This window comes from Enterococcus sp. AZ020 (assembly GCF_050499205.1).
In the GTDB taxonomy this organism is placed as follows: Bacteria; Bacillota; Bacilli; order Lactobacillales; family Enterococcaceae; genus Enterococcus_L; species Enterococcus_L dunnyi.
Genome location: NZ_JBIPAT010000001.1, coordinates 1 through 13,835 on the forward strand (window position 1 = coordinate 1; position 13,835 = coordinate 13,835).

Sequence of the window (13,835 nt, forward strand, 5' to 3'; positions counted from 1 at the left end):
TGCTGCTTCCTTCCGGATCTGACACGCTTCGTAAGCCCACCATTGTCCTAGCCTTTCGGCAAGATTTAGTATACCGCATTTTCGATTGCTTGGCTAGTCTTTCTTTTGTTTTTTTAAAAGTTTCTTTTTCTCACGTAACTTCCGAAAAAAAGTAGTCAATAACATGCCGCATTCTTCTTCTAAAATACCGGACTCTACGTATGCAACATGATTGAAACGATCATCGTCCAATAAATTCATCAATGTCCCAGCAGTCCCCCCTTTTGGGTCTTTAGCGCCATAATAGACTTCTTCCACACGAGAAAGAAGCATTGCACCGCTGCACATCGGACAAGGTTCTAATGTAACAAAAAGCTGTGCGCGCTCCAAGCGCCAGTTCTGGATATTCTTACAAGCTTCTTTGATCGCAAACATTTCTGCATGTGCGGTTGCATCTAAACTATCTTCTCGAAGATTATGCCCCCGCCCAACGATTTCACCATCGATTACAACAACCGCACCGATCGGCACTTCATTCAGCGTTTCTGCCTTTTTCGCTTCTTTGATTGCTTCAAGCATAAATTGTTCTTTTGCTTCTTGTGTTAGATGACTTGTCTTTTCATTCAAGTAATTTCCGCCTTTCACGAACTAGAATAATTAAACGATTCAACCCTATTCATGGTACAATAAACAAGTGAGGTGTGTCTATGACAATCGAAGAATTGATGAAATTATACCCTGAAGGAAAACTTCAAAAAGAAAAAGCAAACGACAGCAAGCTTTCATTACCGATCAATGGCGATTATTTCGTCATTGCTAAAGACAAATTAAGTGAAAAAGAGTTATATTTACTACAAAAATTATTTTTATCCAACAATTTTTCTGTGGATCCCAAAAAGCATCCTTGGTTTGATTATCTCTTTAATCAGGCAAATGTTGAAGCGAGCGGATCGTTTCGTATCATACAATTTCAACTCAAAAAACCGAAAGCTTTTTTACAGAAAGAATGGGAGCAAAGCATGAAAGAGATTTTTCCTGCTTTTGTAGATTTCTTTTTCACCGATGAAAATAACGGGCTTTTGATTGAACAATACACTAAAAATCACTATCATTTGACGGATATTCAGAGCATTTTCTTAACGCTTGATGCTGATTTTGACTCTTCTACCAATGCATTCGTGGGAAATTTTTACCCAGCTGACGACCATCTATCAGCTCTATTTCATGAGGAACAGCAAATTTTCTTAGAGGAATCCAATCACTTAAAAGCGCAGTCTGTTTTTTCTTTAAGTGATGTAGCGATTCATCATTATACTAAAAAGAGTATGAAAGAAAGCCGAATAATCCAAGCCTATTCAAAACAGCTTGTTTTTTCTCCTGAATTCAAACAAATTATTTTGACCCTTTGGCATCATCAGGGAAATATTAGCTCTACTGCTAAAGACTTATATATGCATCGAAACACGTTACACTATCGTATCGAAAAATTTTATGAGCAAACTGGTCTATCCTTAAAAAAAATGGACGATCTAGTCTTTTGCTATTTACTTATTACAAAATAAAAGGAGTGCGTCGCAAAACTAAACATCCGTTTTGTGACGCACTCTAAATCGTAATAAACGGTGGTCAAAAGTCAGGTCTTTTGTAAGTCCTCGAACCTGACCGACTTTTGTATCAACACCATCTTTATAACTATTTTGGTCAAATTACATTAATTCATCAATAAAACTAAATAAACGATCTTTTACATTCTCGGTACTATCCTTTAGAGACTCTCCATATGAAGAAATCTTTTTTCCACTGTCCTTCACTTTTCCTAAGACACCCATCATAGAATCCAATTCATCATCAGATAGTTTATCAACGATACTTAATAATTTTTCATTACCGCCAAATTTATCATTCACAAATTTTTTAGCTTTGCAGCGATTGGTTACATGGTAAACTTTTTTTGCGATTTTTTCTGAAGCGATCACTGCTACAGATACACTAGCCACTGCTGCAATACTTAATCCAATACTGATTTTTGTTGATGTTTTCATCTCATTCAGCTCCTTCTTACTCTCTATTATTATGATAACACACTCTTAAAAATTGAGGTAATAAAAAAGCAGGATCAATTCCGTCGATTGTTTCCACCAAATAAAATGATCAGGCGAAGTAATTGTAAAAATGTTGCTAGTGCGGCTGCTACATATGTTAAAGCAGCTGCAAACAAAACTTTTCTGGCCATTGGAACTTCTTCTGCTGTTAGAATATTGCCGTCAGACAAAATTTTTAATGCTCGTCTTGATGCATTGAATTCAACAGGAAGTGTTACCAATTGAAAAAGCAAAGCCAAAGAAAATGCCAGTATACCAATATTGATCAAGGTTTGATTCCAGCTAAAAAGCACACCGATCAATATGATCGGAAATGACAAGGATGAGCCGATATTCGCTACTGGAACGATTGCCGCCCGAATTTTTAAAGGACTATATCCTGTATGATCCTGAACCGCATGACCGCATTCATGTGCAGCAACACCAATTGCCGCAACAGACATCGATTGTGCTGTTGCTTCTGATAAGCTAAGCATCTTATTACCTGAATTATAGTTATCAGTCAAATTTCCTGAGATTTGTTGTACCCCGACATCATTGATATGTTCCTCTTGTAAAATATATTGAGCCGCTTTGGTTCCTGTAATATTATTTCGACTCTGAATTTTGTCGTATTTTCGAAATGTGCTATTTACATATGCGGACGCAGCCATTGAAATCAAAAGGCCTACGATAACCAAAATATATGTCGGATCAAAAATTGCATAAAATGGTACCATTTTTTATTCCCCCTATTCTTTTCTCCATTGTATCATGTCTTTCTTAAAAAAGTGTATCCAGAACTTGACGATTTTATGAAGGCTGAACTAGATTCCTCTAACAAAACTGTCACTTTTTTTTAAGTCATTTCAATGGATTCCTTTGCCAAAAACAGGCATACTACCATTAAGAGGTGAAGAGAATGAAAAAACTATTACTTTTTATCCTGCCATTCTTACTATTAACAGGTGCAGCTTGGTTTGGATACAATTACTATTATGGCGGAAAAGCCTATTATACCCAAGTTGGAACACCCACAGAAATAAAAGACGGAAAGTTTTCAACTGGCGAAACATATACTCAATATGACTATACGCAAGATGCCTACGATAAAAATGGTGAAAAAAGCGTCCAAAAGATGAGTGAAATCAGAGACAAACCCTTACGTATCAATGCTTATTTAAAATTGAAAGTCAATGCCAGAAAAGGCGTGATCAGCTGGGAAGAAGTCAAAGAAAACGAAGTTCCTCCGAAAGCTTTAGCTCACATGAGCGAATAAAGAAAGAAGATGTTTAAAAAGCGCACAAGCAAAATCGCTGTGCGCTTTTTTCATATTCAATGCTCCTATAATTGATTACTGATTTTTTCAATATTTTTTAACACAATAGATACGGTACCGTCAGGATTATTTACAAATTCGATCAAGTCTCCATTACGATATACATCGATCGGGACGATCAATTCGATCCCGTTACTCATTTTTAGCTTTTGCTTCCCAAATTTTTTCTCGGAAATTTCTCTCGCTTCTCTTACCGGAGGTGTTTTATCAACAAATTTTGATTCATTGACTTCTTCTTGATATGCCATACGAGCTGAAATATTTTCTTTAAAAACTAACTCAGCGACTTGTTCGTTATCGATCGTGCCCGTTTCTTCGATACTTTCATACACAGCTTCTTTAACAGAAGCAATCAATTCGAACTCATCTTCATTGAATTTTTTTCCGATACGTTTGACTGCTTTTTTGATTTCCTTCATGTTTTCTTCTATTGATGGAGCTGGTTCTGATTCAATGACTTTTTCAGAGAAGTACCAAACTTTTTCTCCTGAAAATTCATAACGTTTTTCAAGCAATTCATAGGCTAATGAATCAAGATTAACAGTCATTCCTTCATCTGGCTTTTGTGATTTTGAAGGTAAGATCGCCCGATTGATGATCAGCTTATTGTAAACCGCATCCTCTTCATAATCTACATAGTGAGTGTAGCTCTCTTTATAATTCAATTTGATCATAGCCAAGTGCATAATCGTATCCAACTCATATAGAACAAACAAAACATCCGCACTTGGTGCATCTTCACTGCCTGAATAAACATCGTACCAATGCTGAGCTAGATCCTGACTCTTTTGAATAAAATCATTGGGTATCCCGCGCATCTTTTCAACAAACGTACTCTCTTGTGCCAAAATCCCTGTTTTTGTTTGAGCAGTCGAAAGTTTTGTGATCTTACTCGTTAAATAAACACGAATATATTCCGTCGTTAAATCCAATTCCTTTTGTGAAAAAACCGGCGTTCCTGTCTCACGATCAATAATATGCAGGATCGCACTTTTTAAATAAATATCCATCTATCCTTCTCCCTTTTCTTAAACCTTATTTAGTCTACCTGAAAGAATGGAAAAAGCCAACTATTTTCTAGGAAATATCTTCTATAACCATATCAAAGTAAAAAAGTCACGAACCAGTGGCTCGCGACTTGATAGAATATAGTTTTGCTAAAAATTATTTTTTATGCGTTTTCTTCAACATATAACTTGCCAGTCGCTTCATCTACAGGATCAAGCTTATTGAAAATCCCTTTTGTTCTGAAGATATATGTCAAAATGAATGGTACAACGACTGCGATCACCATCGCACCAAAGAAGACTAGATAGTATTGCGGAACGATCGATAAAATTCCTGGAAGTCCGCCAACACCAATACTGATCGCTTTTACATCAAATAATGTAGAGAATAATCCTGCACAAGCTGAACCGATCATGCCCGCGACAAAAGGATACACATACTTCAAGTTGATCCCAAACATCGCTGGTTCAGTGACACCTAAATAACATGAGATCATCGCTGGAATCGATACTTGTTCTTCTTCCTTGTTTCCTTTGTGCATGAAAATGACAGCAAGTACAGCTGAACCTTGAGCAATATTGGAAAGTGCGATCATCGGCCATAAGTTAGTTGCTTGGAAATCGGCAATCAATTGTAGGTCGATCGCATTCGTCATATGATGTAGACCAGTGATAACTAAAGGCGCATACAAGAATCCAAACAACGCACCAAACAACCAGTTTATTGAAGACGTCAATCCTGCATTTACAATATCAGAAACCCAGCTGCCGATTGCCCAACCTACTGGACCTAAAACTAAATGAGCAGCTAAGACTGTTGGTACCAAAGCAAACAATGGAACGAAGATCATCGATACTGCCTGAGGGATAACTTTTCTGAAAAAGATTTCCAAATAGGCTAATAGGAAACCTGCCAGCATTGCAGGAATCACCTGTGCTTGATAACCGATCATGTTCACGTGAGCAAAGCCAAAATCCCAAAATGGAATGTCCGCTGCTGCTGTCGTTGCAACTGCATAAGCATTTAATAATTGTGGAGAGACTAATGTTATCCCTAGTACAATACCAAGAATTTGAGTAGTCCCCATTTTTTTCGTAATACTCCAAGTGATACCAACAGGTAAAAATTGGAAAATCGCTTCACCGATCAGCCATAGGAATGAATTCACACCGCTCCAAAATTGTGAAACTTCAACAATTTTTTGTCCATCTAAAAAGCCAAATGGAATTCCTTCTAAAACATTACGGAAGCCCAAGATCAGCCCACCGATTACCAAAGCTGGAATCAATGGTGTAAAGATTTCTGCTAATACAGAAATTGCCCGCTGTACCGGATTTAGATTTTGTTTTGCCGCTGCTTTCCCTTGTTCTTTGGAAACGCCTTCAAGTCCTGAAACAGAAGAAAAATCATTATAAAATTGCGCTACCTCATTACCAATAATAACTTGAAATTGTCCAGCATTCGTAAATGTTCCTTTGACTGAAGGGATTTTCTCGATTGCCGCGGTATCAGCTTTAGCCGCATCATTCAATACAAAGCGCATCCGAGTTGCACAATGTGAAACCGCTGCAATATTTTCTTTTCCTCCAACATCTTCTAACAGTTTTTTTGCATCTTCTTGAAATTTACCCATTTCTTTGCTCCTTTCCGTCAACTTGTATGTACAAGTTCCCTGTATTTGTATAATACTGCATTATTTCATTTTTTACAAGCGTTTTCTTTTTAAAAAATAAAAAAATTTCGTTCTACTTATTTATACGCGTTATTACAATTTCTAAGCACTTCATTTGTATTTCTCAAATCACTGGAATTTATTTCAGAAAATGATACACTTGGATTTATCAAATACAAAAAAGACTGCTGGTGTCAGCGGTTTGATCGAGGGAAAAATGAAAAAAAAATCTATTGTTATCAAACTAAAAAAACGTTTATCTGCTGTACAAGTTCTTGCTTTAGGGTTCATTCTTCTGATTTTTTTAGGAGGCGCTCTACTTACCTTACCAGTCTTTTCTCGAAGTGGTACGTCTACACCGTTTATCGATGCTTTATTTACTTCTGTTTCTGCTGTTTGTGTGACTGGATTGACAACATTGAATACCGCACTTCATTGGAATGCATACGGACAGCTGATCATCATGCTGTTGATTGAAATCGGCGGGCTGGGATTTATGACGATGCCTGTCCTTCTATACTTTATTCTTCGAAAAAAAATTACGCTAAGTACGCGTATTTTATTGCGTGAAGCGCTTAATTTAGATGATATGTCTGGTGCTTTTCGTTTGATGATTTATGTCGTCAAATTGGCAGCTATTATTCAACTGACGGGAGCTATGCTACTTTCCATTCAATTTGTTCCTGAATTTGGCTGGCGCAAAGGGCTATTTTTCGGTCTTTTCCATTCTATTTCAAGTTTTTGTAATGCTGGATTTGATTTGCTTGGAGATAGCTTGACCCCTTATCAAAGTAACCCGTTTGTTTTATTAGTTGTTGGTGCGTTGATCATTTCTGGCGGCTTGGGATTTATTGTTTGGCAAGATCTATTAAGAGCCAAAAAAAAGCAAAAGTTTTCTCTGCATACTAAAATTGCTTTGATCACTACTGTTTCTTTACTTATTGGCGGTTTTATCATCTTTTTCTTAACTGAAAAAAATGCTGGTCAATTAACAGAAGGAACAACTTTTTTCGATCGGTTGATCAATACTTTTTTCATGTCAGTTACGCCTAGGACTGCTGGCTATTATTCGATCGATTATATGCAGATGACAAATGCCGGTCTGATCACAACTATTTTTTTAATGTATATTGGAGGAACCTCAGGATCGACTGCAGGCGGATTGAAGACAACGACGTTCGCTGTTTTAGTGATTCAAATAGTTTCCATCTTCAAAGGACGAACGAGAGCCGAATTTATGGGACGGACGATTCGAAATAGCACTGTTTTCCGTGCTCTGACGCTATTTTTTATTACATTGACCTTGTGCGTATTATCTATCATGCTTTTATCTATTACGGAAAATATCCCTGAATCCTCCGGTATTGAGTATATTGCCTTTGAAGTATTTTCGGCATTCGGAACGGTTGGCTTAACAATGGGTCTTACCCCAGAACTGACTTTTATCGGCAAGATCATCATCATGCTGTTGATGTACATTGGACGGGTAGGCATCTACACTGTTGGCTTTTCTTTATTGACAAGAGGACAAAAGCAACAAGCTAAATACAAGTATCCTGATGAGAGCGTGATGATTGGATAATAAAAAGAAAACATAAAATTCAAATATTTTATGTTTTCTTTTTCAATTTAAACTATTTTTTTAGTCAAAAAAATCCCACCTTCTAAGAAGATGGGAAAAGGAGTTTTACTCTTGCGAGTAAAATGAAAAAATAAAAAGGGTTGTTGTTGGTATATCTGTATATTACTATCTTTTCTTATTAATAGCAACTGATAACCCTCAAATGATAATTTATTTTTAATTTCAAAAAATATCAATGATAAACAATATTTTATTTAAATGATAAGTTGTTATTCTATCATTTAAATAAAAAAATCCCACCTTCTAAGAAGATGGGAAAAAGGAGTTTTACTCTTGCGAGTAAAATGAAAAAATAAAAAGGGTTGTTGTTGGTATATTTGTATATTACTCGCCTGTTTCTTTTTTTGCAACTAATAACCCTTATTTGTTTTTATTTTTTATAAAATGATCGTTAAAACTTATGTCTATGCGTGTTTTGAGCTTACAATAAATAATAAAAAAATAGCATCCTCTTCAAATATGTATATAAGAGAACGCTTTTTTTATCGTCAATAAAAGTAGGTTTTCCCTTAAAATAATCAATCACTTTAAAGGATATTTATCAAAAATATTTTCTTTTCCTTGTTTTATCGCTAAATAATCTATAATGATGTCTTTATACCAGCTAGTATTCATTGCTTCATTTTCATTGCTATAACTAACAATGTATTCTTCCCAATTTTCATAATGCTCCTGAGCTAAATTATAAAGCATCTCTAAATACATCCAGGCATCCTGTTCCTTGATAAGATCAAGTGTAAAGCACACACGAATGATATACCCTAGTCGCTCCAAATCAAATGCACCTGAATCACTGATTTTTTCAGAAGCACTCATTAATACTTGTACGTCAGTCTCCTGTTTACGAGCTGCTTTTTGAATTTCTTTTCGTACTTTACCTTTCGTATCCTCAGAAACCACTGCTGCATAACTATTTTCACTAATCCAGCTTTCGATCAACGCTTTGGCATTCTCCCCCGTTGAAATCCCAAACATCGGCAACCAATACTTAACAATGTTCTTCTTGTATTTTTCTGGAAAATGTAGTTTCAAATAATTTGGTTGAATCGCCCTTTTCGCTTCGGCAAACCTGCTAACAGCGGCTCCAATACAAAGCAATTTTTCTTTTTCCGGTGGAAAAACATTGAAATCAATAATTTCCGAAGGTACTTCTATTTTCTTTTTAAACCACATAGCTTTTCTCCTTTGTTTATCTTCTGAAAGTATAAAAACATACTCTCTTTTATTTTGCCATATACCCAACATAGAAAAAAGGTTTAAATAATAACGTTTACAACTCATAACACTGTGTAAATGAATAAGCTAGTTATTTGTTGCTTATCTTTTGGTATAGTAAATACGATCTAGAGCAATCGCTGTTAATAAAAACGTTTTGTGATCCTGAGTATCATCTACTTCAATATGATATTCATCTCCACCTAAAGTCAATTTTCTTTTATCTATATCACAAATAACTTTTTCTTGTAATTTGAACTGATGACTTCCTGTCATCCCATAACCTAAACTTACATCACCAAGCACTGAATCGATCGCAAATTTATAGCTAAAAATATTTAGTGAGCGAGCAATAGATAAAACGGATTCACCATCAACTGAAATGTGATACTTTTTGAAATTGTATCTTAAAAATGAACCGATCATACTCAAAACATTGACATTTGTTTTACACATAGCCAAAGTCTCTCCATCCAAATCAGTAATTTCAAAACTTTCTCGTCCTAAAAAACTTCCTTTTACTTTATATAATGGATTGCCTGAGGCATCTAAAATCTCATACGTAGGCTTTAACGCAACCAACTTTTGTTTCACAATATATTTCATGTAATATCCCCTTATTATCTTTGATTCTTATTTCATTTTTTTGATAGGCATTTCTAACTCATTCAATAACGTATATTCATCATCAAATGTACGAACAATTACTGGTATTTCTTCATTTTTAAGTTTGTAAACTTCATAATAGAGCATTTCTTCCCCTGATTCCAAGCTATCTCTATTGATTGCTTTTGGATCTAATAACTCATTATCCAACAAAATAAAGGTCGGTTCTAATACTTCATTATTTTGGCTAAATTGAAAATATGTTTTGAGTGGCGAGATCGCTGCATGCTGTTTTTTATTTTTGAAATGATAATAGACGATCATACTAGCTTCATTAAATGAATCTAAAAGGCTATCCACTCCATTAAATTCTATCCTATAGGTTTGCGTCTCGATGATTTGTTTTGTTGCTACTTCTTTTTCTGAGTCCACCACTTTTTTGATTTTTTGTGCTTTGATATCAAGTAAATCTAGTCGTTCATTTTGGTAGCTTGTATACAGGTAGCCAATCGGTACCCCATCTACCTTTAGGATCTCCCCGTCTTTTGGCCATTGCTCTTTTTTTATAGTAGATACATCTAAATAGATCGGTTTTTTTGGATTTCGCATCATAAACACCGGGATATACCAAACCCCATTTAGCGTTTTATCTTTCGACTCTATTTGGTAAGGTTCTCCTTGTGCTTTAACAACAAATGATATCTTCTTATTAAAGAAGTCGGACATCTTGATCTGTTTGGGAAAACTCACTAAACTTGATAATTCTCCATAAAGTTGCTCCTGAGCTATAGATGAATCCTTTATGACTTTTGGTTTTCCGTCATCTTGTACATGATTGATCGGTGTTGAACATGCAGTCATACTAAGTAGTTCCAATAAGACAAAGACAGTGAGCAACCACTTATTTTTCACATAATTGTCTCCTTTTTCAATTTTGATATAGATCTGTCAATTCTAGAATTTTATAAAAGTACTTTTCAAACCTACATCATGTAGTTATATTATCATGCACTTTTCTAATTTGTCAATAGTCGTGTTATAATTGAGTTATTCGTCTTATTTAAAACCAAAATAAGATAAACAAAATGAAAAGGAGAGCTTGTATGGCACCTAAAATATCAGATTCAGAATTAGAGATTCTAAGAATTATCTGGGCTCATGATGGACAAATGATGTTTTCTGACATCGTTGACGAGCTGCATAAAAAAGAATTTAAATGGAAAAACAATACGATTCTGACTTTTTTAGCTCGCTTGACAGAAAAACAAGTTTTAGCTGTTCAAAAAAAAGGGAGACGAAATGAATATATCGCTCTATTAACTGAGAAGGGATATTTAGAACAAGAAACAAAAGACTTTGTGGGGAAAGTTTATGAGGGTGAAGTAAAAGGATTGATTGCAACTTTGGTAGAAAATGAATTGATTTCTGATAGAGAAATTGAGGATCTAAAAGAATATTGGGAAAAAAATAAAGGATGACTAGTGTAAAACTATTGATGCTGCTTGTTTCCCTTAGTCTTTCAGGTACTATTTTATTTGGTATTTGGACACTCTTCAGACGAATCTTGTCAAAAAAAGTTTCACATCGTGTATACTACTATCTTTTATTGATCGTATTATTGCGCTTGATCCTCCCTATCTCTCCAGAACAAAGTATAATCGGAAAATCCTTTTCAACATTTGAGTCCTCCAATATTTATACAACTTTTTTTGGACCAAAGGATCGTAAAAATCCTGCTGTCATCGTTGGAGACAATGTTGTGATCGGTAACAATGTTGTTATGGGAAGTAAAAGCAAAAATATTGCGCCATATATTTTATATATTTGGCTAGTGATCGGCTTTGGTTTCCTCATTCAAAAAATCACGAAGTATCAAAGTTTTTCGAAGTATATCAAAGCAGACTGGCACCCTGTAGATGATCCCTTGATACTTGACACGCTCAGTACCATCTGTGAAGAAAAAAAGATCCATACCACTGTAGAGCTTTATACATCAGCACTTATTTCATCCCCACTTTTATTAGGTATCAAAAAAAGCTATATCGTGTTACCTCGTGTATCACTAACTGAGGTGCAGTTATATCATATCCTTTCACATGAACTTACTCATTATAAGAATAAGGATTTGATCTATAAATGGTTTATGCAATTGATTCTTTGTGTTCATTGGTTTAATCCGGCTGTATATTCCATTGCAAAGGCTTTGAATCAAGAATGTGAATATGCCTGTGATGAAAGCACGACAAATCATTATACAAAAGAGCAGCAATTCGATTATGGTACAACATTGATAGAAATGGCCAAGATGCCGAATAAATACAATGAAAAAGTAGCTTCTGTCACATTATATGAGAATACAAACGAAATCAAAAAACGATTAGATGTACTTATAAATACTCATAATGATCAACATCTTAAACGACTGACCTCAGTTTTTTCTGCTACGATTCTTATTTTCAGTGCCATTATTTTAGGCGCTTATACGGTACCCCAAAAAACGCTGCCTATAGATAAACCAACTGATGCACCATCAACTAGCGAATCTTCTGATGAAGTGGACGCAACTAAAAAACCTTTAGGACGTCCATTCTCTTAGATTACTGGAATGTAAAATTTAAGCGCAACGCTATGAACAAGCCTGTTTTATTGACGAATCATATCTACTAGGAAGTATTCAGATATGACTTCATATAAAAACTTTAGTATACGGGAGAAATGATTTTTTGTATCATGGTTTTATTTTTACACTTCGTAGAATTTGAGCATTTAATCAAAAGAGGTCCATAGGCTGTTATGAGAGAGCTTATGTAGTTCAGAACGTATTCGTTCTCTCTAGCGTAAAATTCTTATCATAAAAAAGTAAGCAGAATTTCTTTACTGCTTACTTTTTTATGCTGTATTTGTATTAAAAATCCATCTCATAATGAACCCATTCGGATTTTACGCCACCGAGACGATCATACAACTTTTGTGCTCCATGATTATCTTCGGAAGTTTCCCATATCATTGCAGAGCAATCATTTTCTTTACTGTAAGAAACGCATCTTTCAAATAATTTTTCTCCAATAGAATAACCTCTGTAAGTTTCCAGAATATACAAATCATTTAAAGTAGATTGTTTTTTGATGTTCAATGTACTATATGACATATATAGAGTTGAAAACCCAACGATTGTATTATCTACTACGGCTACAAATTGTATCCCAACGTCTTCGTTTTCTAGTAATAGATTAATTAACTTTTCTATTGATTTGAGTCCTGGATTGTCTCTTTTTATAGAAATCAACGATGTACTCTTTGATTAGCAGACTCAACTCCTCTATATCATTTTTTTGTGCTTGACGAATTACAATATCCTTCATTATTATCTCTCCTTTTTTTCTTGTATCAATACAGTAATTTTTACTAAACCTAATAAAAATTACTGTAAGGTTACCAAAGGAACGATTACAATGTCAATCTTTATTTAATACATTGAACTTTCATATTAAAAATTCATCTTCCAATATCAGCACATATAAAAATTTAATGGTTTGTCACATTTAATTAGATAATTCTGGTATACAAACATTGATCAAGAGAAATAAAACTAGAACAAGAAAACCTATCATCAGCATTTTCAATGAAAAAACTTCACCTGTTCTTGGTAAGTCCTCTTTGATAATCGTTTGTTTATATTCAGGAATAGTTTTATCTGGTAAGGCAAGACGGGAATGATTTAGTTCTGCCTCTTTCATTTTCCTGTGATTTGAATTTCAGGGTTGAAATCAGCTTTCGATCTTATTTTGTTACTATTGAATGATGAATCCTCAAATTGATAGCGTGTACGATTTACTCTTTCATGTATACTCAAAAGGATCACTCTCTCAAACTCTTAAATTTCACTTTAGACTTACCGTATGCCATTTCTTGATTTATTTGTTCCATTAGAATTGATATCTCTCCAATCAATTCAGTACAAATCATTTCAACAGAATAATGACCGCAGTCCATTTCCATTCTATTTACAATGTCCTCTTCACTCATATCCAAAGAACCATTTTCTAACTGTTTTAAATAAAATATAAATAATTGCAGCTTTGATTCTAAATGAAAACAATACAATGCAGATTGAATCGCATTCTTCGTTGTATCAGGTATCAAGAGTTTTTTTAGGTCACTTCTCAAATTCAAATAATATTTTTCTAAACTCGGGTACCTTTCAATATGATGCTTCTGTACAAATAAATCAAGTTCTTCTAGAATACTTTTCTTATTATTCATAAACACGCTCCTCAAACATTTTTGTATGAA

The 13,835-nt window shown here is 34.6% G+C and carries 16 protein-coding genes; 5 read left to right on the plus strand and 11 right to left on the minus strand.

The window, feature by feature from the left end:
- Positions 1 to 93: 93 nt before the first annotated feature.
- A complete protein-coding gene (gene tadA / locus IGI58_RS00005) occupies positions 94 to 606 on the minus strand; it encodes a tRNA adenosine(34) deaminase TadA (protein ID WP_225533796.1) in 513 nt (170 codons plus the stop codon).
- A gap of 80 nt (positions 607 to 686) precedes the next feature.
- Here tadA and IGI58_RS00010 point away from each other — a divergent pair, with 80 nt between their 5' ends.
- A complete protein-coding gene (locus tag IGI58_RS00010) occupies positions 687 to 1,541 on the plus strand; it encodes a helix-turn-helix domain-containing protein (RefSeq protein ID WP_429955246.1) in 855 nt (284 codons plus the stop codon).
- A 144-nt stretch (positions 1,542 to 1,685) separates the two neighbouring features.
- On the opposite strand, the gene IGI58_RS00015 is transcribed toward IGI58_RS00010, so the two are convergent.
- Positions 1,686 to 2,021, minus strand: a complete 336-nt coding sequence (locus IGI58_RS00015) for a hypothetical protein (RefSeq protein ID WP_429955244.1) — start codon at positions 2,019 to 2,021, stop codon at positions 1,686 to 1,688.
- Between the two features lie 74 nt (positions 2,022 to 2,095).
- Positions 2,096 to 2,800, minus strand: coding sequence for a zinc metallopeptidase (locus IGI58_RS00020; protein WP_087640303.1), 705 nt, complete (start codon positions 2,798 to 2,800; stop codon positions 2,096 to 2,098).
- 182 nt (positions 2,801 to 2,982) lie between these two features.
- Here IGI58_RS00020 and IGI58_RS00025 point away from each other — a divergent pair, with 182 nt between their 5' ends.
- Positions 2,983 to 3,339, plus strand: a complete 357-nt coding sequence (locus tag IGI58_RS00025; RefSeq protein ID WP_087640304.1) for a YxeA family protein — start codon at positions 2,983 to 2,985, stop codon at positions 3,337 to 3,339.
- 65 nt (positions 3,340 to 3,404) lie between these two features.
- On the opposite strand, the gene IGI58_RS00030 is transcribed toward IGI58_RS00025, so the two are convergent.
- Together IGI58_RS00030 and treP are read right to left on the minus strand one after the other, a co-directional pair.
- Complete coding sequence (locus IGI58_RS00030; protein WP_087640305.1) at positions 3,405 to 4,409, minus strand: nucleoid-associated protein; 1,005 nt, start codon at positions 4,407 to 4,409, stop codon at positions 3,405 to 3,407.
- Between the two features lie 161 nt (positions 4,410 to 4,570).
- Positions 4,571 to 6,040 (minus strand): PTS system trehalose-specific EIIBC component, encoded by a 1,470-nt coding sequence (treP, locus tag IGI58_RS00035; RefSeq protein WP_225533793.1) that lies wholly within the window; start codon positions 6,038 to 6,040, stop codon positions 4,571 to 4,573.
- 256 nt (positions 6,041 to 6,296) lie between these two features.
- Between treP and IGI58_RS00040 the strand changes: the two genes are divergently transcribed.
- On the plus strand, positions 6,297 to 7,661 hold the full coding sequence (locus IGI58_RS00040) for a TrkH family potassium uptake protein (RefSeq protein WP_225533792.1): 1,365 nt from the start codon (positions 6,297 to 6,299) through the stop codon (positions 7,659 to 7,661).
- Between the two features lie 582 nt (positions 7,662 to 8,243).
- Here the strand turns inward: IGI58_RS00040 and IGI58_RS00045 are convergent.
- The 3 genes from IGI58_RS00045 to IGI58_RS00055 form a co-directional block, all read right to left on the minus strand.
- Positions 8,244 to 8,894: a DUF1266 domain-containing protein gene (locus IGI58_RS00045; protein ID WP_429955241.1), complete on the minus strand. Its 651-nt coding sequence runs from the start codon at positions 8,892 to 8,894 to the stop codon at positions 8,244 to 8,246.
- A gap of 144 nt (positions 8,895 to 9,038) precedes the next feature.
- Positions 9,039 to 9,560 (minus strand): LURP-one-related/scramblase family protein, encoded by a 522-nt coding sequence (locus IGI58_RS00050; RefSeq protein ID WP_429956342.1) that lies wholly within the window; start codon positions 9,558 to 9,560, stop codon positions 9,039 to 9,041.
- Positions 9,561 to 9,569: 9 nt separating this feature from the next.
- Entirely contained in the window at positions 9,570 to 10,454 is an 885-nt protein-coding gene (locus tag IGI58_RS00055) for a DUF5067 domain-containing protein (protein ID WP_429955239.1), read from the minus strand.
- 191 nt (positions 10,455 to 10,645) lie between these two features.
- On the opposite strand from IGI58_RS00055, the gene IGI58_RS00060 reads away from it, so the two are divergent.
- Positions 10,646 to 11,020, plus strand: coding sequence for a BlaI/MecI/CopY family transcriptional regulator (locus IGI58_RS00060; protein WP_429955237.1), 375 nt, complete (start codon positions 10,646 to 10,648; stop codon positions 11,018 to 11,020).
- Complete coding sequence (locus IGI58_RS00065) at positions 11,017 to 12,138, plus strand: M56 family metallopeptidase (protein WP_429955235.1); 1,122 nt, start codon at positions 11,017 to 11,019, stop codon at positions 12,136 to 12,138. The genes IGI58_RS00060 and IGI58_RS00065 overlap by 4 nt, the downstream gene beginning before the upstream one ends.
- A gap of 309 nt (positions 12,139 to 12,447) precedes the next feature.
- On the opposite strand, the gene IGI58_RS00070 is transcribed toward IGI58_RS00065, so the two are convergent.
- The 3 genes from IGI58_RS00070 to IGI58_RS00080 all read right to left on the minus strand — a co-directional run bounded on the left by IGI58_RS00070 (position 12,448) and on the right by IGI58_RS00080 (position 13,805).
- On the minus strand, positions 12,448 to 12,828 hold the full coding sequence (locus IGI58_RS00070) for an N-acetyltransferase family protein (RefSeq protein ID WP_429955233.1): 381 nt from the start codon (positions 12,826 to 12,828) through the stop codon (positions 12,448 to 12,450).
- A gap of 256 nt (positions 12,829 to 13,084) precedes the next feature.
- Positions 13,085 to 13,279 (minus strand): hypothetical protein, encoded by a 195-nt coding sequence (locus IGI58_RS00075; protein ID WP_429956304.1) that lies wholly within the window; start codon positions 13,277 to 13,279, stop codon positions 13,085 to 13,087.
- 121 nt (positions 13,280 to 13,400) lie between these two features.
- On the minus strand, positions 13,401 to 13,805 hold the full coding sequence (locus IGI58_RS00080; protein ID WP_429955231.1) for a DUF7006 family protein: 405 nt from the start codon (positions 13,803 to 13,805) through the stop codon (positions 13,401 to 13,403).
- Positions 13,806 to 13,835 lie beyond the last annotated feature (30 nt).